The sequence below is a fragment of the Paracoccus sp. (in: a-proteobacteria) genome, from assembly GCF_035556475.1.
Classification (GTDB): domain Bacteria; phylum Pseudomonadota; class Alphaproteobacteria; order Rhodobacterales; family Rhodobacteraceae; genus Paracoccus.
In genome coordinates, this window is sequence record NZ_DATMFA010000146.1 from 72,425 (window position 1) to 94,351 (window position 21,927).

Sequence of the window (21,927 nt, forward strand, 5' to 3'; positions counted from 1 at the left end):
TCAGGCTTTCGCGCGGGTGGTCTTGGGGGCCGATTGCGGCATCAGGTTCATCTTGGACCAGATCTCCTGAACCTTGGCGCGCTCGCCATCGGGATAGGCGCTGAGCGGCGGCAGCCCGCCCGCCAGCGCGAAGAGCAGGATGTCGCGCGCAATCGGGGCCGCGACCGCCGAGCCGCCGCCGCCATGTTCGACCACGACCGAAACGGCATAACGCGGCGCGTCGAAGGGGGCGTAGCAGACGAACAGCGCGTGGTCGCGACGGTTCCAGGGCAGCTGGTCGTTCGAGATCACGCCGCGGGCGCGCTCGGCCGCGGTGATGTTCCTGACCTGCGAGGTGCCGGTCTTGCCGGCCATGCGCCATTCCTCGGCCGCGATGCGGGCACGGCGCGCGGTGCCGCGCGCGGCATTCATCACCGCATCCATGCCCCCCCGCGCGGTGCGCAGGTGCAGGGGGTTGATGCCGAGTTCGGGGAAATCCGGCACCGGCTGGACCACGCCGTCGATCGCGCGGACAAGGCGCGGCTCGACCGCGCGGCCGGTCGCCACCCGCGCGGTCATCACCGCGAGTTGCAAGGGCGAGGCCAGCACATAGCCCTGGCCGATCGAGGCGTTGATGGAATCGCCGACCTGCCATTCCTGCTGGTAGCGTTCCATCTTCCAGGCGCGGTCGGGGGCGATGCCCTCGGTGATGGCGGACATCGGCAGGTCGTGCCTGACCCCGATCCCCAGCCGCCGGGCCATGGCGGCGATGCGGTCGATCCCGACCTTCTGCGCCAGTTCGTAATAATAGACGTCGCAGGAATGCTCGAGGCTGCGGATCGCGTCGATCGAGCCGTGGCCGCCCCGGCTCCAGCAATGGAAGCGGCGGCCGGCCACCGTGATATATCCGGGGCAGAAGAAGCGCGAGCCGGGATTGATGACCCCGGCCTCCAGCCCGGCGAGCATGGTCACCATCTTGAAGGTCGAGCCGGGTGGATAGGCGCCCTGCACCGTCTTGTCGGCCAGCGGGCGATGATCGTGCTGCATCAACTCGCGGTAATCGGCCGAGCTGATCCCGCGCACGAACTTGTTCGGGTCGAATACCGGCGAGGAACACATGGCGACGATGTCGCCATTGGTCACGTCGATCACCACCGCCGCCGCGCTTTCGCTGCCGAGCCGCTGGGCGGCGAAGTTCTGCAGATGCGCGTCCATCGTGGTCTGGACGGTTGCGCCCTGCTGGCCTTCCTGCCGCGACAGCTCGCGCATTTCGCGCCCGGCGCTGTTCACCTCGACCCGGCGGTTGCCGGCCTTGCCGCGCAGGGAGTCCTCCAGCTTGGCCTCCATCCCGACCTTGCCCAGCTGGAACTCGGGCAGGCGCAGGACCGGGTCGGGATCCTCGATCTTGGAAAGGTCGTAATCCGAGACCGGGCCGACATAGCCAAGCACATGCGAGAAGTCGCCCGCGCGCGGATAGCTGCGGGACAGGCCCGATTCCGGGGTGACGCCGGGCAGGGCGGGCGCGTTCAGCGCGACGGACGAAAACTCCTGCCAGGTCAGGCGGTCCGCCACCATGACCGGCGTGACCGCGCTGCGGCGGCGGATCTCGGCGATCAGCTCCGCCGTCTGTCGGTCGGTCATCGGGATGATCCGGCGCAGCCGCGCCACCACGGTCGAGATGTCGCCCGCATCCTCGCGCGTCAGGGTGACGCGGTAATTTTGCTCGTTCCCGGCGATGATGACGCCGTTCCGGTCGAGGATCAGTCCCCGCGCCGGGGGCAGCAGGCGGATCTTGATCGAATTGCCGTCCGAGAGCATCCGGTATTCATCGGCATGTTCCAGCTGCATCGAGCGCAGCTTCAGCCCCAGCGCGCTGATCACCGCCGCCTGCACGACGCCCAGCATCAGCACCCGACGCGAGATCAGGCGACTGCTTTCGGCGATTTCCTTTTGCGACTTGCGCATGGCTCTAGCGGCGCCTCGTGTCAGATTCGGAAAGGCTGCGCCTGAGGCCAAGCGGCCAGTGCATCAGCCCGACGGTCAGGGGATAGGCCCCGATGGTCGCGATGTATTGCAGGATCACCTGGCCCAGCGGCGGCAGGGGAAGGAAGAACACCGCCAGGACCAGGCGATATCCCAGCAGCATCAGCGCAAGCAGGATCGCCACCCGCAGCCATTCAACCATGAATGGCAGCTCGCGCCAACGCTGCTCGCGCGTCCTTGCGGCTTCGGTCCCGATGACCATGACCGCGGCCCAAAGGCCCAGCGGGCGCAGGAGCAGCACGTCCTCGAGCAGGAAAAGCAGCGCGAGGGTCAGCGCCGGCACCTGCTCGGGGCGGCGCAGCACCCAGGCCAGCGCCAGACAGGCGGCGAGGTCCGGTCCCGGCCAGATCACCCGTCCGGGGTTGAGCGGCATGAGACGCAGGAACAGGATCGCGAGGAACAGCAGGATGAACAGAACCTGACCCGCGAGCCGTCGACGCCGCTGCGGATCAATCATTCCGCGCCTCCTCCGGGCGGGCGGCAGGGTCCATGCCCATTGCCGGCGGCATGGGTGGGCCGATGAACTCGGCCGGGGGCGGCGGGATCAGCAGGCCGGTATCGGCCAGCCGCTCCGAGGGGTGGCTGCGCAGCACGCGCAGAAATTCGAGCCGGCCGTAATCGGCGGCAAGTCGGACCCGCAGCCTGCCATCGCTGGCCTGCGCCACCTGTCCGACCAGCAGGCCGGGCGGAAAGACACCGCCATCGCCCGAGCTGGTGACCCGGTCGCCGGGGCGGATATTCTCGGGGCTTTCGATGAAGTCGAGGGCGGGCAGGGCGGTATTGTCGCCCCCGAGCAGCGCATTCTGCCCCGAGGGCAGGATCGTCACCGGAATCCGGCTCGACGGATCGGTCAGCAGCATCACCCGGCTGGTCGTCTCGCCCACGCCCGAGATGCGGCCGACAAGGCCAAGCCCGTCCATCGTCGCCCAGCCGTCGAGGATGCCGTCCCGCGCGCCCACGTTCAGCAGCACCGACTGGCGGAAGGCGGTGCCGCTGTCGGTCAGCACCACGCCCGAAACCGAGGTCAGGGCAGGGTCGATCCTGACGCTGTTCTGGGCAAGGAGCTTGGCATTCTCCTGCTCAAGCTGGACGGCGGCTTCCTTCCAGGCGGACATCTTCTGCAGCTCGCGCCGCAATTCCTGGTTCTGCTCATAAAGCCGGGCATAGGATTCGAACCCGGCCACCATGCGGCTCAGCCGGGTGACCGGGCTCATGGCCCAGCCAAAGCTTGGCACGAAGCGGTCGATCACCGCCGAGCGGATGCGCTCGGCCCGCGGGCTGTCGATCTGCCAGAACAGAAAGACCGCCAGCAGCACGAGGACCAGCAGCGAGACGAGGATGCGGCGGACCGGAGCCGCGTAATCTGGGCCCTTGCGCGCCATGGGCCGTCACCGATCAGCTGTCGTAGTCGATCACGTGGCGCAGCTGCTTTTCATATTCCAGCGCCTTGCCCGTGCCCAGTGCCACGCAGCTCATCGGCTGGTCGGCAAGGCTGATCGAAAGCCCGGTCTGCTCGCGCAGCGCCAGATCCAGTTCGCCCAGCATCGCGCCGCCGCCGGTCAGCATCACGCCGCGATCGACGATGTCGGCGGCAAGATCCGGGGGCGTCGCCTCCAGCGCGACCATCACGGCCTCGCAGATCTGCTGCACCGGCTCGGCCAGCGCCTCGGCGACCATGGCCTGGGTGATCTCCATTTCCTTGGGGATCCCGTTCAGCAGGTCGCGACCACGCACCATGATCGTCGCGCCCCGCCCGTCATCGGGCATCCGCGCGGTGCCGATCTGGGTCTTCACGCGCTCGGCGGTCGATTCCCCGATCAGCAGGTTGTGGTTGCGGCGGAGGTAGTTGATCAGCGCGTCATCCATGCGGTCGCCGCCGATGCGGACCGAGCGCGCATAGACCACGTCGCCCAGCGACAGGACCGCGACCTCGGTGGTGCCGCCGCCGATATCGACGACCATGCTGCCGGTCGGCTCGGTGATCGGCATGCCCGCGCCGATGGCGGCTGCGATCGGCTCGGCGATCAGGCCGGCCTTGCGGGCGCCTGCGGACAGGACCGACTGGCGGATCGCGCGCTTCTCGACCGGGGTGGCGCCATGCGGGACGCAGATGATGATCTTGGGCTTCGAGAAGGTCGTGCGCTTGAACACCTTCTTGATGAAATGCTTGATCATCTCCTCGGCGCTGTCGAAATCGGCGATGACGCCTTCGCGCATCGGGCGGATGGCCTCGATCGAGCCGGGGGTCCGGCCAAGCATCAGCTTGGCATCCTCGCCGACGGCCAACACCTGTTTCTTGCCGTCCTTGACGTGATAGGCCACGACCGAGGGCTCGTTCAGGATGATGCCCTTGCCCTTGACATAGATCAGCGTGTTCGCCGTGCCGAGGTCGATCGCGATGTCCGTGGAAAACAACCCGCCAAAGGCCATGTGACTATCCCTTCTGCCGTCCCTGCCGCGACGGCGGTTCGCCGTCGTTGGTCGACGGCCATTCTACCTTTGCCCCATTGAGTCGCGCCGCCTGAGACGCGCGACATATAGGACGCCATTTGCGGCGGGAAAACCCGGAATATGCGTCCCGCTTGCGCAGGTGACGCAAAGGCGGGCGGCAGCATTGCTTCCGGGTATGACTCCGGCGCTCGCGGCCGGGGTTTCCGGCGGCGACTTATGGGAAAGAAAAGGGGCGGCCCGATCGCCGCCCCTCCGTTCTCAATGCGAATACATGCTGACCTGCTTCGCGTCGGCGCCCTCGCCGACCGTCTCGCGGCGCACCTTCAGCCGGTTCAGCGCGCCGACATAGGCCTTGACGCTGGCGAGGATGGTGTCGGTATCGGCGGCCTGCCCGGTGGCGATGCGGCCTTCCTCCTCCATCCTGACGCTGACGGTCGCCTGCGCATCCGTGCCCTCGGTCACGGCATGGACCTGATAGAGCTGCAAAATGGCATTATGCGGCCAGATCGCCTTCACGGCATTGAAGCAGGCATCGACCGGACCGTCGCCGGTGGCATGGACGGTCTTCTCCTCGCCGCCGACGATCATGGTCAGGTCGGCGGACTGGCCGTCGCTGCCGCAGATGACGCGCAGATGCTTGACCTGCAGATAGTCGTTCTCGGTATTGGCGGCGCTGTCCTGCATCAGCGCGACCAGGTCGTCGTCATAGACTTCCTTCTTGCGGTCGGCCAGCGCCTTGAAGCGGACGAAGACGTCCTTCAACTGGTTGTCGCCCAGATCGTAACCCAGATCATGCAGCTTCGAGCGCAGCGCGGCGCGGCCCGAATGCTTGCCCATGACGATATTGGCCTCGTTCAGGCCGATATCGGCGGGGCGCATGATCTCGAAGGTCTCGACATTCTTCAGCACGCCGTCCTGATGAATGCCGGATTCGTGCAGGAAGGCGTTCTTGCCGACGATCGCCTTGTTGAACTGGACGGCGAACCCGGAGACGGCCGAAACCCGGCGCGAGATCCCCATGATCTTGGTCGTGTCGATGCCGGTGTCATAGGGCATGATGTCATGGCGCACCTTCAGCGCCATCACGACCTCCTCCAGCGCGGTATTGCCGGCACGCTCGCCCAGACCGTTGATGGTGCATTCGATCTGGCGCGCGCCCGCCTCGACCGCGGCGAGGCTGTTGGCCGTCGCCATGCCCAGATCGTTGTGGCAATGGGTCGCGAAGATGACCTCGTCGGCGCCGGGGACGCGCTCCAGCAGCATTCGGATCAGCGCGGCGGATTCGCGCGGCGCGGTATAGCCGACGGTATCGGGGATGTTGATCGTCGTCGCACCCGCCTTGATCGCGATCTCGACCACGCGGCACAGATAGTCATGCTCGGTCCGGGTCGCGTCCATCGGCGACCATTGCACGTTGTCGCAGAGGTTCCGCGCATGGGTCACGGTCTGGTGGATGCGCTCGGCCATCTGGTCCATGTCCAGGTTCGGAATGGCGCGATGCAGCGGCGAGGTGCCGATGAAGGTGTGGATGCGCGGCCGCGCGGCCAGCTTCACCGCCTCCCAGCAGCGGTCGATATCGGGAACCTGCGCCCGTGCCAGCCCGCAGATCACCGAGTTCCGGCTGCGTTTGGCAATCTCGCTCACCGCGGCGAAATCCCCCTCCGAGGCGATCGGAAAGCCCGCCTCGATGATGTCCACGCCCATCTCATCGAGCATCTGGGCGATTTCCAGCTTCTCGGCATGGGTCATGGTCGCGCCGGGCGACTGCTCGCCGTCACGCAGGGTGGTGTCGAAAATCAATACGCGGTTCTTGTCGGTCATGTCTCTGGAATCCTTCGTTACGCTCTTGCAGGTCCGGGCGCGACCAGACTGAGCGGCGGCCCGGAGACCCGCTCAGCGCAGCGTAAGAAGGAGAAGACCGCGGAGGCTCACGGCGAAACGCGCGCCGATCTGCGCGTTCCGGGTGGTGGCGATATGTCGCATCCGAGTCATGGGGCGGACTATATGTCCCCTGCCATGCGCTTGAAAAGGCAGAAATTGACGTGGCGGCAGAATTTTGACGCAGGCAAAAAGGCAAGGGCGGCGCCATCTTCCAGCACCGCCCCGGTTTCACCGTTTCTGAAATACCCCCCGCCGACCGCGTCACCGGGGGAAACATCTCAAAGCGCGCGCCAGCCGATGTCACGGCGATAGAACCCGCCCGGCCAGTCGATCGCGTCGGCCAGCGCATAGGCGCGCGCATGCGCCTCGGCCAGCGTCTCCCCGCGCCCGGTCGCGGCCAGCACGCGCCCGCCCGTGGCGATCAGCACGCCATCCCGGCGCGCCGTTCCCGCGTGAAAGACCATATGCGAGGAATCCTCGACCAGCGCGTCAAGGCCGCGGATCTCGCTGCCCTTCTCATAGCTGCCGGGATAGCCGCGGGCGGCCAGCACCACGGTCAGGGCATGGTCATCGGCCCAGCTCACGGCGGTCTCGCCCAGCCGTCCTTCCGCGCAGGCCAGGATCAGGTCCAGCGCCTGCGCGCCCAGCCGCATCATCAGCACCTGGCATTCGGGATCGCCGAAGCGGACATTATATTCGACAAGGCGCGCGCGCCCGTCCTCGATCATCAGCCCGGCATAGAGCACCCCCTGAAAGGGCGTTCCGCGCCGCGCCATCTCGGCGACGGTGGGGCGGACGATCTCGGCCATGACCGCATCCTGGATCGCTTGCGTCAGCACCGGGGCGGGGGAATAGGCGCCCATGCCGCCGGTATTCGGCCCGGTATCGCCGTCGCCGACGCGCTTGTGGTCCTGCGCGGTGCCGATCGGCAGGCAGTTCTCGCCGTCGCAGAGGATGAAGAAGCTCGCCTCCTCGCCCGCCATGAACTCCTCGATCACCACCTCGGCCCCGGCCTCGCCAAAGGCGCCGCCAAAGGCATCGTCGATGGCGGCAATGGCCTCGGCCTCGGTCATGGCGACGGTGACGCCCTTGCCTGCGGCGAGCCCGTCCGCCTTGATGACGATCGGCGCGCCCTTCTCGGCGATATAGGCCCGCGCCGGTCCGGCCGCGTCAAAGCGCGCCCATGCTGCGGTCGGCGCACCGCAGGCGTCACAGACCTCCTTGGTGAAGCTCTTCGACGCCTCCAGCATGGCCGCCGCCTTCGAGGGACCGAAGGCCAGGATCCCGGCCGCGCGCAGGTCATCGGCCACACCCGCCGCCAGCGGCGCCTCGGGCCCGATCACCACGAGGTCGATGGCGTTCTCCTCGCAAAAGGCGATGACCGCCGGGCCCGAGAGGATGTCGAGCGCGGCAAGACGCGCCAGCGGCTCCATCCCGGCATTGCCCGGCGCGACGAAAAGCCGGTCGCATTTCGGGTTCTGGCGGATCGCCCAGGCCAGCGCATGTTCGCGCCCTCCGCTGCCGAGGATCAGGATGTTCATGGACAGGCCCCCGTGTCGTTCACAGGCGCCTCATAGGAATTGCCCGGTGCGGGATCAATCCGAAACTTCCCTTGCGCCCGGCCCGGGCTCGGGCCAGAACCCGGTCATGGAGCTTTTCGAAGACACCCCCGGCAGCAACGCCCATGAGTTCACCGTCTCCGAGATCTCGGGCGCGGTCAAACGCGTGCTCGAGGGCGAGTTCGGCCGCGTCCGCGTCAGGGGAGAGATCGGCCGCGTCTCGCGACCTTCCTCCGGGCACATCTATTTCGACCTCAAGGACGACCGCTCGGTCATCGCCGCCGTGACCTGGAAGGGGCAGGCGGCCCGCCTCTCGACCCGCCCCGAGGAGGGGATCGAGGTCATCGCCACCGGCAGGCTCACCACCTTCCCCGGCCAGTCGAAATACCAGCTCATTGTCGATGAGATCGAACCCGCGGGCGCCGGCGCGCTGATGATGATGCTGGAAAAGCGCCGCAAGGCGCTGGCTGCCGAGGGGCTCTTCGACGAGGCGAAAAAGCGCCCGCTCCCGTTCCTGCCGCGGGTGATCGGCGTCGTCACCTCGCCCTCGGGCGCGGTGATCCGGGATATCCTGCACCGGCTCCGCGACCGCTTCCCGACCCGGGTGCTGATCTGGCCGGTGGCGGTGCAGGGCGAGGGGTGCGCCCCGCAGGTCACCGCCGCCATCCAGGGCTTCAACGCGCTCGATCCCGCCGGGCCGGTCCCGCGCCCCGATCTCATCATCGTCGCCCGTGGCGGCGGCAGCCTCGAGGATCTCTGGGGCTTCAACGAGGAATCGGTCGTCCGCGCCGCCGCCGCAAGCGCCATCCCCCTGATCTCGGCCGTGGGGCACGAGACCGACACCACCCTGATCGACTTTGCCTCCGACCGCCGCGCGCCGACGCCCACCGCCGCGGCCGAAATGGCGGTGCCGGTCCGCGCCGACCTCCTCGCGCGGCTCGGCGAATACGGCACGCGGATGATCAGGGCCGGACAGTCCCGCCAGCAGCGCCAGCGCCAGAGGCTGACCGACCTCGCCCGCGCGCTTGGCCGGCCGCAAGCGCTGATCCAGCCCGCCCGCCAGCGCTTCGACCTGGTCGGGGACCGGCTGGAACCCGCGCTCAGGAACTTCGTCATATCCCGTCGGGCAAGGCTCGCGGCGCTGCCGCTCTCGGTCTCGGTCCTGCGCGCGACGGTCCGTCACCGCCGCGACCGGCTCGACGAACTCTCGAAGCTTTTGTCCCTCCGGGCGGCAAGGCTCGCGCCGCGCCATGCCGAAAGAGTGTCCGAACTCGGCGAACGCCTCGCAAGGGCGCGGGCGCGGATGCTCGCCGACGCGGCCAGAAACATCCGACGCGACCGCGACCGGACCGAGGTGCTGAACCGCCGCCTTCTCGCCGCCGCCTCCCGCATCCTGCCCCCACGGCGCGAGCGGCTCGAGCGCACCGACCGCCTGCGCCAGACGCTCGGCTATAACGAAACCCTGCGCCGCGGCTTCGCGATCATCCGCGGCCCCGAAGGCCTGATCACCAGCTCGGCCGAAGCCATGCGCCTGCCGCGATTCGAGATCGAGTTCGCGAACCGCGACAAGATGCAGGCCCGCCCGGACAGCCCCTCAAGGCGCACGGAAAAGGACACGCCGCCCGAGGACTCGGGCAAGCAGAAATCCCTCTTCTGATTTCACTGTTTCGAAAATACCCCGGGGGTCCGGGGGCAGCGCCCCCGGCGCGGATCTAGCCGCGCAGCCCCGCCGCTTCCCGCGCGCGCGCCTCGATCGCCTGCCAGTTCCCCGCCGCGACATCCGCGTCGGGCGAGATCCAGCTGCCGCCGACGCAGATCACGTTCGGAAGCGCCAGATATTCGGGCGCATTGGCAGGCGTCACGCCCCCGGTCGGGCAGAAGCTGACCTGCGGCAACGGACCGGCCAGCGACTTCAGCGATTTCGCGCCGCCGGCGGCTTCGGCGGGAAAGAACTTCAGCATCGAATAGCCATATTCCATCGCCCGCATCACCTCCGAGGCGGTGACCGCGCCGGGCAGCAGGGGCAGGCCGATCTCCTCGCAGGCCCGGACCAGCCGCTCGGTCGCGCCGGGCGAGACGGCAAAGCTTGCCCCCGCATCCTTCGCGCGCTTCGCGTCATCGGGGGTCAGCACGGTGCCCGCGCCGACATGGCCGCCCGGCACTTTCGCCATCTCGCGGATCGCGCTTAGTGCCGCGGGCGTGCGCAGCGTGACCTCGAGGACCGGCAGCCCGCCCGCGACCAGCGCGGTGGCCAGACCTTCGGCGCGTGCGGCATCGCCGACGACGAGGACCGGGATCACCGGCGCGAGTTCGCAGAGCGCGCGGCTTTTCTGGGACTGGATTTCGGGCGTCATGGGCATTCCTCGGCTCGGGTCGGAAATTTCCCCGGCAGGTTGCGCTTTTCCGGGCGCGGGTTCAAGCGCGGGTGTTAGCGTTAGCGGCGCTTCAGCCGCCGAAGGACCGCCCGGCGCCCGCATTGGTCCGCGCCGCGCCGAAACCGCCGCGCTGGCGCACGTCGGCGGCAGTCATCGGCGGCTTGCCCAAGGTGGTCGGCGCGCGCTGGAAGGTCTGGGAGGGCACCTTCCCGGCACCCCGGTTCGTGGCAAAGCTCTGGTCGCCCTTCGGCGTCGCATAGCGGCCATCCGCCGTCCGCACCATCGGCTGCGAGAAGATGCCGCCGCCGCGCGACAGCATCGACCCCATCATATAGCCCATCAGCAGCGGCATGAACGAGAAGCCGCCGCCCGATTGCTGCGCCGTCTGGTCGCCGCCGCAATTCCCCGCGCCATGTTCGGCCTCGCAAAGCTCCTTCGAGGCATAGCGCGGCGCGGTCTCCTCGAACTCCTTCTGGGCGGCGGCGAAGTTCTTGCGGCAATCGTCCTCGGTGAACCACAGGCTCGCATCCTTGCTGGCCGCGATGCAGCTGTCGAGGTCGGGGAAGGATTGCGCATCGACCTGCTCCTCCCTGCAACCGGCCAGAGCAAGCGTCGCAGCCCCGGCAAGGACCAGCGCGACATGGCGGGAGCGTTTGCGTCGGATCATGTGTCAGCCCTCGATGTAATGCGGCTTGAAGCGCGACAGGTTGTGGGTGATGCGCGCGCGGTCTTCGCGCAGGCCGATGCCGCAGCAGGTCTCGCCCACCATCCACGAACCGACGACGGGATGGAAGCCATCGAATTCCGGCAATTTCGCCATCGCCTGCAGGATCAGCGGGTGATGCGAATAGCTCTCGTCACCAGTGGCGGCGGTGGTGTGGCCGCCCTCGAAGAGGGTGACGCCCGCCCCCTCGCGCGAGAAGATGGGTTTGGTCACATAGCCCTGCGCAAGCTGGCCCTGCGCCGCGTCCCATGCACTCGCGATGCGCGCCGCGGGCCTCCCGCCGGTCAGCGCGTCGCCCAGATCGGCAAGGAAGAAGGCCGGCAGCAGGTTCGGATGGCCGGGGAACATCTCCCACAAGAGGGGCAGTATCCCCTTGTTCGACAGGATCGCCTTCCATGGCGGCTCGATGAAGCGGGTGCCAGAGGGTTGCAGATGCGCGGCGAAATCGTCGCGCAGCATGTCTTCCCACGGGTAGAGCTTGAAAAGCGTCCCGATCACCCGCGACTGGTCATCGGCGAATTGCCCCTCATCGGTCAGTCCGATCTGCGCGAGATCGGTGAAATGCGCGCCAAGTCCCGCCTCGCGCGCGGCCCATGCCAGCGCCTCGACCGTGGCGTAATCTTCGGGGTTCTCGGCATCGGCGGCGAAATGGACCTCCTCGCCCGGCGCGCAGATCTCGGCGAAGCGGGTGACGAGCGCCTCGTGGATCGAGTTGAACTGGTCGGTATCCTCGCCCAGCACGCCAAGCGCCTGCTGCTCCTCGAACCAAAGCCACTGGAACGAGGCGCTTTCGTAAAGCGAGGTCGGGGTGTCGGCATTGTATTCCAGCAGCTTCGCCGGACCCTTGCCGTCATAGGCAAGGTCGAAGCGGCCATAAAGCTCCGGCTCGCCCTGCGCCCAGCTTGCGGCGACAAAGTCGCGATGCTCGGGCGGGATGGCCAGCCGGTCCAGCCATTCCTCATCGGTGAGGGCCCGGCCCACGGCCTCGCGGCACATCTGGTGGAGTTCCTGCGAAGGCCCCTCGATATCGGCCTCGATCTGGTGCAGCGTGAAGCGATAGGCGCTGGTTTCGTCCCAATAGGGCTCGCCCCCCATGTCGGCGAAGGTGAAGCCGAGCTTTTCGGCCTCGTCGCGCCAGCCGGGACGCTCGGGCAGGATGCGTTTTTCCATGGTCTCTCCTCGGGACCGACATGGCGGACTGCGCCGCCTTGTTCAACCCCGAATGGCGTCCGGCGCCGGCGAAGGCAGTCCATGACGGGGGGATGACACGACACTTGCCGGAATGCCGGCTTCACGCCAAGGTGGCAGGATCAAGCCCCGCATGGACGGGGTGCGACAACAGGGAAGATAATCATGCACCATTTCTCGCTTCGCGCGATCCTGCTGGCGACGGCCGTGTCGCTGGCCCCCGCAGCCTATGCCGCAACCCCTGCCGATACGTTGGTCGTCGCGGCGCAGATCGACGACATCATCAGCCTCGATCCCGGCCAGAGCTTCGAGTTCTCGGGCAATGATGTGGACAACAACCTCTATGACCGTCTGGTCGATTTCGACCCGCTGGACCTCGAGGCGGGCTTCAAGCCGAGCCTTGCCGAGGCCTGGGAGGTCAGCGAGGATGGTAAGACCATCACCCTGACCATGCGCGAGGGGGTGAAGTTCCATTCCGGCAACCCGGTCCGGGCCGAGGATGCGGCATGGTCGCTGCAGCGCGCCGTCAAGCTGAACAAGTCCCCCGCCTTCATCCTGAACCAGTTCGGCTTCACCCCCGAGAATGTCGAGGAAATGGTCAGCTTCGACGGCAACAAGGTGATCCTGAAGCTTGACCAGCCCTATGCGCAATCCTTCGTGCTGAACTGCCTTGCCTCGAACGTGGCCGGGGTGGTCGACAAGGAAACCGTCATGGGTCATGTCGAGGGCGAGGACTTCGGCAATACCTGGCTCTCGACCAATGAGGCTGGCTCGGGCCCCTATACGCTGCAGGCATGGCGCCCGAATGAAGCGGTGCAATTCGTCGCATTCGACGACTACTGGCAGGGCGCGCCGGTCATGAAGCGCGTGATCGTGCGCCATGTGCAGGAAAGCAGCGCCCAGCGCCTGCTGCTGGAACAGGGCGATATCGACGTGGCGCGGAACCTGACGCCGACCGATGTGGATGGCATTTCGGGCAATGACAAGCTCGCCGTCAACACCGAACCGCGCGGCCGCATCCTCTATATGGGTCTCAGCCAGAAGGATCCGTTGCTGTCGAAGCCCGAAGTGATCGAGGCAATGAAATACCTCGTGGATTACGCCGGGATCGAGGGCAGCTTCCTCAAGGGCCAGTTCAAGACGCACCAGAACTTCCTGCCCGAGGGTTATCTGGGCGCCTCGGACGAGAACCCCTGGACCTATGATGTCGAGAAGGCCAAGAAGATCCTGACCGATGCCGGCATCACCTCGGGGACGGTCAAGACCTTGGTGCGCGACATCCGCGAATATGTGGACATCGCCCAGACGCTGCAGGGATCTATGGCGCAGGCGGGCCTGACGCTCGAGATCCAGCAGATGACCGGGGCGCAGGTGCTCGACGCCTATCGCGCGCGCTCGGTCCCGATCTTCATTGGCGAATGGGGACCGGATTATGCCGACCCGAACACCAACGCCTCGACCTTCGCCTATAACCCGAACAATGCCGATGACGCGAAGCTCTCGCAGCTTGCATGGCGCAACAGCTGGGCCGTGCCGGAGGAGATGAACAAGGCCACCGTCGCCGCCACGCTGGAGGGCGATACCGACAAGCGCGTGCAGATGTATCTGGATATCCAGAAACAGTATCGCGAGATCGCGCCGATCATCCCGCTCTTCCAGAGGATCGAGCAGGCGGGGATGCAGAAGAACATCAAGAACTGGACAGCCGGCGGCTCGGTCGCCTCGGTCTACTACCGTCAGGTCACGAAGGAATAAGGTGTGACCGACACGGACATGGCGAATACGGGGGGGCAGGGCAGCCTGCCCCCGACCAAAGGCGGCTTGCCCAAGGCGGGCCGCAGCCGGCTACGCCGCCGCGCGACCAGCATCGGCGGGCTTGCCCTCTCGCTCGCGCTGACGCTGCTGGGGCTTCTCCTCGTCACCTTCATCATCGGGCGGGTCATGCCGATCGACCCGGTGCTGAAAGTGGTGGGGGAGCGGGCGACACAGGTGCAATATGACGCGGCCTATCAGGCCATGGGCCTTGACCGCCCCCTATGGGACCAGTTCCTGCGCTATATGGGCGAGGTGCTGAGGGGCGATTTTGGCCGCTCGATCTCGACCGGGCACCCGGTCGCCGAGGATCTGCGGCGCGTCTTTCCGGCGACCTTCGAACTCGCGCTGCTCGGCACGCTGATCGGGGTCTGCGTGGGCGTGCCTCTGGGCGTGATCGCGGCCGCGCGCCGGGGCGGATGGATCGACCAGATCGCGCGTGTCGTGGCGCTGGTTGGCTATTCGATGCCGATCTTCTGGCTCGGGCTGATGGGACTGCTGCTGTTCTACGGCATTCTCGGCTGGGTGGGCGGACCGGGGCGTCAGGGCATCATCTTTGACGGCATGGTGCCCACGGTGACGGGGATGATCCTCATCGACAGCCTTCTGGCGGGCGACTGGGGCGCCTTCCGCGACGCCTTCAGCCATATCATCCTGCCGGCGAGCCTGCTTGGCTATTTCAGCCTCGCCTATATCAGCCGCATGACCCGCAGCTTCATGCTGGAGCAGCTTTCGGCGGAATATGTCACCACCGCCCGGGTGAAGGGGCTGAGCGAGCGGCGCGTCGTCTGGGGCCATGCCTTCCGCAATATCATGGTGCCGCTGATCACGGTGATCGCGCTCAGCTTCGGCTCGCTTCTCGAAGGCTCCGTCCTGACCGAGATCGTGTTCAGCTGGCCTGGCATCGGCCAATACATCACCAAGGCGCTGCTGGCCGGAGACATGAACGCGGTTCTGGGCGGGACGGTGCTGATCGGAACCTGCTTCGTCGCGCTGAACCTTCTCTCCGACATCCTCTACCGCGTGCTGGACCCGAGGGCGAAATGACCGAGATGACCACACGCGCCTGGCTTCTGACCGATGCGCCCCAGACTCGCCGGCAGGCGCGGCTCGGGGCAATCTATCAGGGCTGGCTGACCTTCCGGGCGAACCGGCTTGCCATGCTGGGCCTCGCCATTCTTCTCTTTCTGCTGTTCGTCGCGGCCTTCGCGCCATGGCTCGCGCCGCAAAATCCCTTCGCGCAGAACCTGGCCGAGCGGTTGAAGCCGCCCTCGGCCGCGCATTGGCTTGGCACCGATGCGCTGGGCCGGGACATCCTGTCGCGGCTGATCCACGGCTCGCGCGTCACGCTCTTCATCGTCGGCACCGTGGCGCTGATCGCGCCGGTGATCGGGCTATTCGTCGGCACGGTCGCCGGTTTCGCGGGCGGCTGGGTCGATCAGGTACTGATGCGGATCACCGACATCTTCCTTGCCTTCCCGAAGCTCATCCTCGCGCTCGCCTTCGTCGCGGCGCTGGGCCCGGGGATCGGGAACGCCGTCCTCGCCCTCGCCATCACCTCATGGCCACCCTATGCGCGTCTCGCGCGGGCCGAGACGCTGACCATACGCCATGCCGATTACATCGCCGCCGCAAGGCTGCAGGGGGCGGGACCGCTCCGGCTGCTGATCGGCCATGTCTGGCCGCTCTGCATCTCCTCGCTGATCGTCAGGGTGGCGCTCGACATGGCGGGGATCATCCTTTCCGCGGCGGGCCTCGGCTTCCTGGGCCTCGGCGCGCAGCCGCCCATGCCGGAATGGGGCGCGATGATTTCGGACGGGCGGACCTATATCCTCGATTTCTGGTGGGTCGCGGCCATGCCCGGCATGGCGATCTTCATCGTCAGCCTCGCCTTCAACCTGCTCGGCGACGGGCTGCGCGACGTGCTCGACCCGAAGGGGGCCAAGGAATGACCGCGCCGCTTCTCTCCATCCGCGACCTCCGCGTCGCCTTCCCGACCCGACAGGGCGTGTTCGAGGCAGTGCGCGGCGTCAGCTTCGACCTCGGGCGCGAGCGTCTGGGCGTGGTCGGCGAATCCGGCTCCGGCAAGTCGATGACCGGGCGCGCCATCCTCGGCCTCGTCCGCCCGCCGGGCAAGGTCACGGCCGCGCGTATGGAACTCCATGGCGAATCGATCCTGAACCTGCCGGAACGCAGGATGCGGGCGCTGCGCGGCGCGCGGATCAGCATGATCATGCAGGACCCGAAATTCAGCCTCAATCCGGTGATGACGGTCGGCCAGCAGATCATGGAGGCTTATCGCCTCCATTCCGGCCAGGGCGGCCGCATGGCCCGCGACAAAGCGATGGAGATGCTGAACGCGGTCCAGATCCGCGACCCGGAACGGGTCTTCCACGCCTATCCGCATGAGGTCTCGGGCGGCATGGGCCAGCGCATCATGATCGCGATGATGCTGGCCCCCGACCCCGAGATCCTGATCGCGGACGAGCCGACCTCGGCCCTCGATGTCTCGGTCCGAAACGAGGTGCTGCGCATCATGGACCGGCTCGTCGCCGAACGCGGCATGGGGCTCATTTTCATCAGCCATGACCTGAACCTCGTCGCGCAATTCTGCGACCGGGTGCTCATCATGTATGCCGGCCGGGTGGTCGAGGAGATCGCGGCGCGCGACCTCCATCAGGCCCGGCACCCCTATACGCGGGGGTTGCTCGACAGCCTGCCGCGCCTCGATCATCCGGTCTCGCGTCTTTCAGTCCTCGAACGCCAGCCCTCATGGCGCGACGAGGAAATTGCGACCCCCTTCCCGGGAGGGCTATGACATGCGGTTTCACCGTTTTTCAAATACCCGAATGCCAAGCGTGCCGACATGCTGAAGGTCGAAAATCTGGACGTCTGGTTCGGCGATCCCCCTGACCGCGTGCATGCGGTCCAGGGCGCGACCTTCTCGGTCGCCGCCGGGGAAAGCTACGGCCTTGTCGGGGAATCCGGCTCGGGCAAGTCGACGATCCTGCGCGCCATCACCGGCCTTGCCAGCGGCTGGTCCGGCCGGATCGAGGTCGGGGGAGAGGTGGTGTCAGGCGGGCACAGGTCGCGCAATTTCCACCGCAGCGTGCAGATGGTCTTTCAGGATCCCTATGCCAGTCTGCATCCGCGCCATTCGGTCGACCGGGTGTTGTCGGAAACGCTCCGCCTGCAGGGAATGGACGGGATCGACGGGCGGATCACCCGGCTTCTCGAGGCGGTCGGGCTGGGGCAGGGCTTCCGCTTCCGCTATCCGCACCAGCTTTCGGGCGGGCAGCGGCAGCGGGTGGCGATTGCCCGCGCGCTGGCGGCGGAACCGCGCCTTCTCCTCCTCGACGAGCCGACCTCAGCCCTCGATGTCAGCGTCCAGGCCGAGATCCTGAACCTGCTTTCCGATCTCCGCCGCGAACGCGGGCTGACCTATGTGATGGTCAGCCATGACCTCGCCGTGGTCGCGCATATGTGCGACCGCCTCGCGGTGATGCGCTCGGGCCAGATCGTCGAGGAGATGGAGGCCGCCTCCCTGCGCTCCGGCCGGGTCGGCACGCCTTATGCCGGCGAACTTCTTGCGGCGAGCAGTTCCTACCGGCGCGAGGCGGGCTAGACGGAGACCCCGAAGAGCCAGCCCACGCCCGCCGTCGCCGCCATGGCGAGGATGCCGCCCAGCACCACCCGCAGGATGGCGCGGGCGGGCCGCGCGCCGCCGGCCCAGGCGCCCGTCGCGCCAAGCAGCGCCAGCGCAAGGACCGCCGTGGCAAGGACGGCGGCGATCATCGCGTCCTGCGGCGCAAGAACCGCCGCCCCAAGGGGCAAGGCTGCGGCGACGCTGAAGGTCGCCGCCGACGCCAGCGCGGCCTGGATCGGGTTCGGGGCCGAAACCTCGTTCAGGCCCAGCTCGTCGCGGACATGGGCGGCAAGCGCGTCATGTTCGGTCACTTCCCGCGCGGCCTGCAATGCCGTGCCGGGCGCCATGCCGCGGGATTCGTAGATCGCCGCCAGCTCGTGCAGCTCCTGCTCGGGCGTGTCGCGCAGCGCCGCATGCTCGCGCGCGATATCGGCGCGCTCGGTGTCGGATTGCGAACTGACCGAGACATATTCCCCCATCGCCATCGAAAGCGCGCCGGCGACCAGCCCGGCGGTGCCCGCGATCAGCACCGCCTCGCGTTCGGGTGTCGCCGCGGCCACGCCGACGATCAGCGAACCGACCGAGATGATGCCGTCATTCGCCCCGAGGACGGCCGCGCGCAGCCAGCCCATGCGGTTGACGTAATGCGGATCATCGGAGCCATGGCCAAGCGTGGGGCCGGTGGGTGGGCTGGTCGTCAGGCTCATGCGGGCGCTCCCCTGGGCAACGAGGCAGGTCACGGCCAAAGTCTAGCCGCCGCGACCGCGCGTTGACCAGAGCCGCGCGGGTCAATCGGCGGCGATGCGCCTGACCGCCAGTGTCCTGCCGATGAAGGCAAGGACGAAGCCGAGGCTCAGCACCAGAACGATGGTCGCGGCCGGCGCGCTGTCCAGCCAGAAGCTGGCCCAGACCCCGGTGACCGTGCTTGCCCCGGCGATCAGGACCGAAAGCAGCAGCATGGCGGAAAGCCTGCGGGTCAGCAGGAAGGCGATGGCCCCCGGCGCGATCAGCAGCGCCACCGACAGGATGATGCCCACCGAACTCAGCATCGCGACCACCGTGGCCGAGATCATGGCGAGAAGCCCGTAATCCAGCCAGCGCTGCGGCAGGCCCGAGACCCGGGCCTGGATCGGATCGAAGGCGACCAGCGCGAGGTCGCGCCATTTCAGCGCGAGAAATCCCCCCACCACGACCGAGATCATGCCGGTCAGTCGCAGCTGCTCTGGCCCGACGCCCAGCATATTGCCAAACAGGATATGGTCGAGATGCAGGTCCGAGGGGATCGAGGTGTAAAGGACCACACCGAACCCGAACATCCCCGACATCACGACACCCAGCACCGTGTCGCGCTTGACGCGGCTATTCGCCTGCAGCCAGCCCGCCATCAGTGCCGAGCCAAGGCCCGCGACGAAGGCGCCGAGGATCAGCGGCAGCCCCGCGATATAGGCCAGCACGATGCCGGGCAGGATGGCATGGCTGACAGCGTCGCCCATCAGCGACCAGCCACGCAGCACCAGAAAGCAGGAAAGCAGCCCCGCCGGCACCGCCATCATCAGCCCGATCAGCGCCGCGTCGCGCATGAAGGGGAAGGTAAAGGGCATGGTCAGCCAGTCCATCACGCGGCCTCCTCCTTCAGCGCGTCGGCCGAGCGGCGGCGTGCGGCGAGCATCCCGTGCTTGGGCGCAAAGAGGAACGCGGCAAGGAAGATCAGCGTTTGCAGGCAGACGATGACGCCCCCGGTCGCGCCGTCGAGGAAGAACGAGATATAGGCCCCGAGCGCCGAGGTCACCGCTCCGATCGCGACCGAAAGGCAGATCAGCCGCGGAAAGCGGTCGGTCAGCAGATAGGCGGTGGCGCCCGGCGTGACGACCAGCGCCACGACCAGAAACGCCCCCACCGTCTGCATCGCCGCGACCGTGCAGGCCGAGAGCAGCGTGAAGAACAGCACCTTCAGCCGGCGCGGATGCAGGCCGATGGTGCGGGCATGGTTCTCGTCGAAAAAGACCACCATCAGGTCGCGCCATTTCAGCGTCAGGATCAGCAGCGACACGCCTCCGATCAGCGCGAGTTGCAGCGTGTCCTGCGGCGAGATGGCGAGGATATTGCCCATGGTGATGGTCTGGACCGAGACCGCCATCGGGTTCAGCGACACCATGAAGAGGCCGAGGCCGAAGAACCCGGTGAAGATGAGCCCGATGATCGCATCCTCCTTGAGCCCGGTGCGCTGGTTCAGAAACAGCATGGTCAGCGCCGCGAGCCCGCCCGAGAGAAACGCGCCAAGCGCGAAGGGCAGGCCCAGCATATAGGCCCCTGCTACCCCCGGCACGATCGAATGGCTGAGCGCGTCGCCGATCAAGGACCAGCCCTTCAGCATCAGGTAGGAGGACAGGAAGGCGCAGACCGCGCCGACCAGCGCCGAGACCCAGATCGCGTCGGTCATATAGCTGTATTGGAAGGGAATCAGCAGCGTCTCGATCATTTTCCGCTGGCCTCGGGGCTGCGGCGCTCGCCATCATAAAAGACCAGCGGCCGTTCATCATCCGAAAGCAACGTCACGCCGCGCGGATCGTCGTCGTCATGCAGTTGCTGCGGCCCGAGGATGAAATGCCGCAGCACACCGCCAAAAGCGAGGCGGAGATTGTCGGGCGTAAAGACCTCGGCCGTCGGACCGGCGGCGAGGACGGTGCCCTTGACCAGCACCACTCGGTCGCAGAATTCCGGGACCGAGCCGAGGTCATGGGTCGAAACCAGCATCACCCGGCCTTCCTCGCGCATCCGGCCGAGCAGCTCGATGATCGCGGCCTCGGTCTTGACGTCCACCCCGGTGAAGGGCTCGTCGAGCAGGATGACCCGGCTGCCCTGCGCAAGGGCGCGGGCAAGGAAGACGCGCTTTTTCTGCCCGCCCGAAAGCTCGCCGATCTGGCGCTTGCGGTATTCGGTCATGCCGACCCGCTCCAGCGCCTCGTCGACCGCCGCACGATCGGCGGCGCTGGCGCGGCGCAGAAAGCCCATATGGCCATAGCGGCCCATCATCACCACGTCCTCGACCAGCACGGGGAAGGTCCAGTCCACCTCCTCGGATTGCGGGACATAGGCGATCAGGTTCCGCCTCAGCGCTTCGGGGACGGGAAGGCCAAGCACCCTGACCTCGCCCCTCGCTGCTGGAACAAATCCCATCAGTGCCTTGAAAAGGGTGGATTTCCCGGCGCCATTCACCCCGACCAGCGCGGTGATCGAGCCGGGCGGGACGGTGAAGCTTGCATCCCTCAGCGCGGTGAAGCCGTTGCGATAGGTCACGGTCAGGCCCCGGGCCTCGATCCCGATCTCAGCCATCCGAAAGCCCCCTGACGATGGTTTCCGATGTCACCCGCAGCAGGTCCAGATAGGTCGGGACCGCGCCGTCAGGCTCGGACAGGCTGTCGACATAAAGAACGCCGCCATAGCGCGCCCCGGTCTCGGACGCGATCTGCCGCGCGGGGCGGTCCGAGACCGTGCTTTCCGAAAAGACCACCGGGATCGAATGCGCCCTGATCGCATCGACGACCCGGCGCACCTGCTGGGGCGTGCCCTGCGCATCGGCATTGATCGGCCAGAGGTAGAACTCCTCCAGATGGAAGTCGCGGGCGAGATAGGAAAACGCCCCCTCGGAGGTCACGAGCCTGCGCCGATTTTCGGGCAGGGCGCGGGCCTGATCGCGCAGGGGGGCGATGGTGCGGGCGATCCGGGCCTTGTAGGCCTCGGCATTTGCCCGGTATTCCTCGGCCCCCGCGGGATCGAGGCCGGCAAGCGCTGCCGCGATGTTGTCGACATAGATCATCGCCGAATCCAGCGCCATCCAGGCATGGGGATTGGGCTTGCCCTTGTAGCTGCCGCCTGAGATCGGCATCGACTCGATCCCCTCGGTCAGCGTGGCCGAGGGTATATCGCCGAGATTGCGCAGGAACTGCTCGAACCACAGTTCGAGGTTCAGCCCGTTGCGCAGGATCATGTCGGCGCCCCGCGCCCCGATCAGGTCGCTCGGCGTCGGCTCGTAATTGTGGATCTCCGCCCCCGGCTTGGTGATCGAGACGATCTCGACCCGGTCGCCCGCCACGTTGCGGGCCATGTCGGCGAGGATGGTGAAGGTCGTCGCGACCTTGAGCTTGCGCCCCTGCGCAAGGGCCGGTGCGGCGAGGCTTGCCAATGCGGTGCCGAGGAAAGTCCTGCGTAACATCATGCCTCCGGTTTTCCTTCTTATCTGCGAACCATTCTCAACTGTCAAGCCAGTTG

20 protein-coding genes are annotated in these 21,927 nt (G+C 67.1%); 6 read left to right on the top strand and 14 right to left on the bottom strand.

All coding sequences use genetic code 11. The features are described from left to right. The 6 genes from mrdA to purD all read right to left on the bottom strand — a co-directional run bounded on the left by mrdA (window position 1) and on the right by purD (window position 7,895). Window positions 1–1,944, bottom strand: coding sequence for a penicillin-binding protein 2 (mrdA, locus tag VNQ78_RS20935; RefSeq protein WP_325693842.1), 1,944 nt, complete (start codon window positions 1,942–1,944; stop codon window positions 1–3). Between the two features lie 4 nt (window positions 1,945–1,948). Further along, window positions 1,949–2,479 (bottom strand): rod shape-determining protein MreD, encoded by a 531-nt coding sequence (locus tag VNQ78_RS20940; protein WP_325693845.1) that lies wholly within the window; start codon window positions 2,477–2,479, stop codon window positions 1,949–1,951. After that, on the bottom strand, window positions 2,472–3,404 hold the full coding sequence (gene mreC / locus VNQ78_RS20945; RefSeq protein WP_325693847.1) for a rod shape-determining protein MreC: 933 nt from the start codon (window positions 3,402–3,404) through the stop codon (window positions 2,472–2,474). The genes VNQ78_RS20940 and mreC overlap by 8 nt, the downstream gene beginning before the upstream one ends. Window positions 3,405–3,417: 13 nt before the next feature. Continuing rightward, on the bottom strand, window positions 3,418–4,452 hold the full coding sequence (locus tag VNQ78_RS20950) for a rod shape-determining protein (RefSeq protein ID WP_325693848.1): 1,035 nt from the start codon (window positions 4,450–4,452) through the stop codon (window positions 3,418–3,420). A 279-nt stretch (window positions 4,453–4,731) separates the two neighbouring features. Further along, on the bottom strand, window positions 4,732–6,294 hold the full coding sequence (locus VNQ78_RS20955; protein ID WP_325693850.1) for a 2-isopropylmalate synthase: 1,563 nt from the start codon (window positions 6,292–6,294) through the stop codon (window positions 4,732–4,734). A gap of 338 nt (window positions 6,295–6,632) precedes the next feature. Continuing rightward, window positions 6,633–7,895, bottom strand: coding sequence for a phosphoribosylamine--glycine ligase (purD, locus tag VNQ78_RS20960; protein WP_325693853.1), 1,263 nt, complete (start codon window positions 7,893–7,895; stop codon window positions 6,633–6,635). Between the two features lie 106 nt (window positions 7,896–8,001). Here purD and xseA point away from each other — a divergent pair, with 106 nt between their 5' ends. Next, a complete protein-coding gene (xseA, locus tag VNQ78_RS20965; protein ID WP_325693999.1) occupies window positions 8,002–9,570 on the top strand; it encodes an exodeoxyribonuclease VII large subunit in 1,569 nt (522 codons plus the stop codon). A gap of 55 nt (window positions 9,571–9,625) precedes the next feature. Here the strand turns inward: xseA and eda are convergent, their stop codons facing one another. The 3 genes from eda to VNQ78_RS20980 form a co-directional block, all read right to left on the bottom strand. Beyond that, window positions 9,626–10,267 carry a bifunctional 4-hydroxy-2-oxoglutarate aldolase/2-dehydro-3-deoxy-phosphogluconate aldolase gene (gene eda, locus VNQ78_RS20970; protein WP_325693856.1) on the bottom strand — a complete coding sequence of 214 codons (642 nt, stop codon included), beginning with the start codon at window positions 10,265–10,267 and terminating at the stop codon, window positions 9,626–9,628. 91 nt (window positions 10,268–10,358) lie between these two features. Further along, window positions 10,359–10,955: a DUF1190 domain-containing protein gene (locus VNQ78_RS20975; protein ID WP_325693859.1), complete on the bottom strand. Its 597-nt coding sequence runs from the start codon at window positions 10,953–10,955 to the stop codon at window positions 10,359–10,361. A 3-nt stretch (window positions 10,956–10,958) separates the two neighbouring features. Then, window positions 10,959–12,182: a glutathionylspermidine synthase family protein gene (locus tag VNQ78_RS20980; RefSeq protein ID WP_325693862.1), complete on the bottom strand. Its 1,224-nt coding sequence runs from the start codon at window positions 12,180–12,182 to the stop codon at window positions 10,959–10,961. A gap of 183 nt (window positions 12,183–12,365) precedes the next feature. On the opposite strand from VNQ78_RS20980, the gene VNQ78_RS20985 reads away from it, so the two are divergent. The 5 genes from VNQ78_RS20985 to VNQ78_RS21005 are packed head-to-tail and all read left to right on the top strand — an operon-like array spanning window position 12,366 to window position 17,637. Then, complete coding sequence (locus tag VNQ78_RS20985; protein WP_325693865.1) at window positions 12,366–13,955, top strand: ABC transporter substrate-binding protein; 1,590 nt, start codon at window positions 12,366–12,368, stop codon at window positions 13,953–13,955. A gap of 3 nt (window positions 13,956–13,958) precedes the next feature. Next, window positions 13,959–15,059 (top strand): ABC transporter permease, encoded by a 1,101-nt coding sequence (locus tag VNQ78_RS20990; RefSeq protein ID WP_325693868.1) that lies wholly within the window; start codon window positions 13,959–13,961, stop codon window positions 15,057–15,059. Beyond that, window positions 15,056–15,964, top strand: a complete 909-nt coding sequence (gene nikC / locus VNQ78_RS20995) for a nickel transporter permease (protein ID WP_325693870.1) — start codon at window positions 15,056–15,058, stop codon at window positions 15,962–15,964. The genes VNQ78_RS20990 and nikC overlap by 4 nt, the downstream gene beginning before the upstream one ends. Further along, the gene (locus VNQ78_RS21000; RefSeq protein WP_325693873.1) at window positions 15,961–16,830 is read left to right on the top strand and encodes an ABC transporter ATP-binding protein; all 870 of its coding nucleotides are present in this window, start codon (window positions 15,961–15,963) and stop codon (window positions 16,828–16,830) included. The genes nikC and VNQ78_RS21000 overlap by 4 nt, the downstream gene beginning before the upstream one ends. A gap of 48 nt (window positions 16,831–16,878) precedes the next feature. Next, a complete protein-coding gene (locus VNQ78_RS21005; protein ID WP_325693876.1) occupies window positions 16,879–17,637 on the top strand; it encodes an ABC transporter ATP-binding protein in 759 nt (252 codons plus the stop codon). On the opposite strand, the gene VNQ78_RS21010 is transcribed toward VNQ78_RS21005, so the two are convergent. From VNQ78_RS21010 to VNQ78_RS21030, 5 genes are all read right to left on the bottom strand, one after another. Then, window positions 17,634–18,365: a VIT family protein gene (locus tag VNQ78_RS21010; RefSeq protein WP_325693878.1), complete on the bottom strand. Its 732-nt coding sequence runs from the start codon at window positions 18,363–18,365 to the stop codon at window positions 17,634–17,636. The two genes, VNQ78_RS21005 and VNQ78_RS21010, sit on opposite strands and share 4 nt — an antisense overlap. Before the next feature lie 81 nt (window positions 18,366–18,446). Then, window positions 18,447–19,274, bottom strand: a complete 828-nt coding sequence (locus tag VNQ78_RS21015) for a metal ABC transporter permease (protein WP_325693881.1) — start codon at window positions 19,272–19,274, stop codon at window positions 18,447–18,449. After that, window positions 19,274–20,137 (bottom strand): metal ABC transporter permease, encoded by an 864-nt coding sequence (locus tag VNQ78_RS21020; RefSeq protein WP_325693884.1) that lies wholly within the window; start codon window positions 20,135–20,137, stop codon window positions 19,274–19,276. The genes VNQ78_RS21015 and VNQ78_RS21020 overlap by 1 nt, the downstream gene beginning before the upstream one ends. Continuing rightward, window positions 20,134–20,991 carry a manganese/iron ABC transporter ATP-binding protein gene (locus VNQ78_RS21025; RefSeq protein WP_325693891.1) on the bottom strand — a complete coding sequence of 286 codons (858 nt, stop codon included), beginning with the start codon at window positions 20,989–20,991 and terminating at the stop codon, window positions 20,134–20,136. The genes VNQ78_RS21020 and VNQ78_RS21025 overlap by 4 nt, the downstream gene beginning before the upstream one ends. Next, a complete protein-coding gene (locus tag VNQ78_RS21030; protein ID WP_325693894.1) occupies window positions 20,984–21,871 on the bottom strand; it encodes a metal ABC transporter substrate-binding protein in 888 nt (295 codons plus the stop codon). Before VNQ78_RS21030 ends, VNQ78_RS21025 begins: the two co-directional genes overlap by 8 nt. Window positions 21,872–21,927: the final 56 nt, after the last annotated feature.

What these genes read in the sequence shown, in the direction of transcription:
- mrdA (WP_325693842.1), bottom strand. Translation starts at nt 1,944, where the DNA reads ATGCGCAAGTCGCAAAAGGAAATCGCCGAAAGCAGTCGCCTGATCTCG.
- VNQ78_RS20940 (WP_325693845.1), bottom strand. Translation starts at nt 2,479, where the DNA reads ATGATTGATCCGCAGCGGCGTCGACGGCTCGCGGGTCAGGTTCTGTTC.
- mreC (WP_325693847.1), bottom strand. Translation starts at nt 3,404, where the DNA reads ATGGCGCGCAAGGGCCCAGATTACGCGGCTCCGGTCCGCCGCATCCTC.
- VNQ78_RS20950 (WP_325693848.1), bottom strand. Translation starts at nt 4,452, where the DNA reads ATGGCCTTTGGCGGGTTGTTTTCCACGGACATCGCGATCGACCTCGGC.
- VNQ78_RS20955 (WP_325693850.1), bottom strand. Translation starts at nt 6,294, where the DNA reads ATGACCGACAAGAACCGCGTATTGATTTTCGACACCACCCTGCGTGAC.
- purD (WP_325693853.1), bottom strand. Translation starts at nt 7,895, where the DNA reads ATGAACATCCTGATCCTCGGCAGCGGAGGGCGCGAACATGCGCTGGCC.
- xseA (WP_325693999.1), top strand. Translation starts at nt 8,002, where the DNA reads ATGGAGCTTTTCGAAGACACCCCCGGCAGCAACGCCCATGAGTTCACC.
- eda (WP_325693856.1), bottom strand. Translation starts at nt 10,267, where the DNA reads ATGACGCCCGAAATCCAGTCCCAGAAAAGCCGCGCGCTCTGCGAACTC.
- VNQ78_RS20975 (WP_325693859.1), bottom strand. Translation starts at nt 10,955, where the DNA reads ATGATCCGACGCAAACGCTCCCGCCATGTCGCGCTGGTCCTTGCCGGG.
- VNQ78_RS20980 (WP_325693862.1), bottom strand. Translation starts at nt 12,182, where the DNA reads ATGGAAAAACGCATCCTGCCCGAGCGTCCCGGCTGGCGCGACGAGGCC.
- VNQ78_RS20985 (WP_325693865.1), top strand. Translation starts at nt 12,366, where the DNA reads ATGCACCATTTCTCGCTTCGCGCGATCCTGCTGGCGACGGCCGTGTCG.
- nikC (WP_325693870.1), top strand. Translation starts at nt 15,056, where the DNA reads ATGACCGAGATGACCACACGCGCCTGGCTTCTGACCGATGCGCCCCAG.
- VNQ78_RS21000 (WP_325693873.1), top strand. Translation starts at nt 15,961, where the DNA reads ATGACCGCGCCGCTTCTCTCCATCCGCGACCTCCGCGTCGCCTTCCCG.
- VNQ78_RS21005 (WP_325693876.1), top strand. Translation starts at nt 16,879, where the DNA reads ATGCTGAAGGTCGAAAATCTGGACGTCTGGTTCGGCGATCCCCCTGAC.
- VNQ78_RS21010 (WP_325693878.1), bottom strand. Translation starts at nt 18,365, where the DNA reads ATGAGCCTGACGACCAGCCCACCCACCGGCCCCACGCTTGGCCATGGC.
- VNQ78_RS21015 (WP_325693881.1), bottom strand. Translation starts at nt 19,274, where the DNA reads ATGGACTGGCTGACCATGCCCTTTACCTTCCCCTTCATGCGCGACGCG.
- VNQ78_RS21020 (WP_325693884.1), bottom strand. Translation starts at nt 20,137, where the DNA reads ATGATCGAGACGCTGCTGATTCCCTTCCAATACAGCTATATGACCGAC.
- VNQ78_RS21025 (WP_325693891.1), bottom strand. Translation starts at nt 20,991, where the DNA reads ATGGCTGAGATCGGGATCGAGGCCCGGGGCCTGACCGTGACCTATCGC.
- VNQ78_RS21030 (WP_325693894.1), bottom strand. Translation starts at nt 21,871, where the DNA reads ATGTTACGCAGGACTTTCCTCGGCACCGCATTGGCAAGCCTCGCCGCA.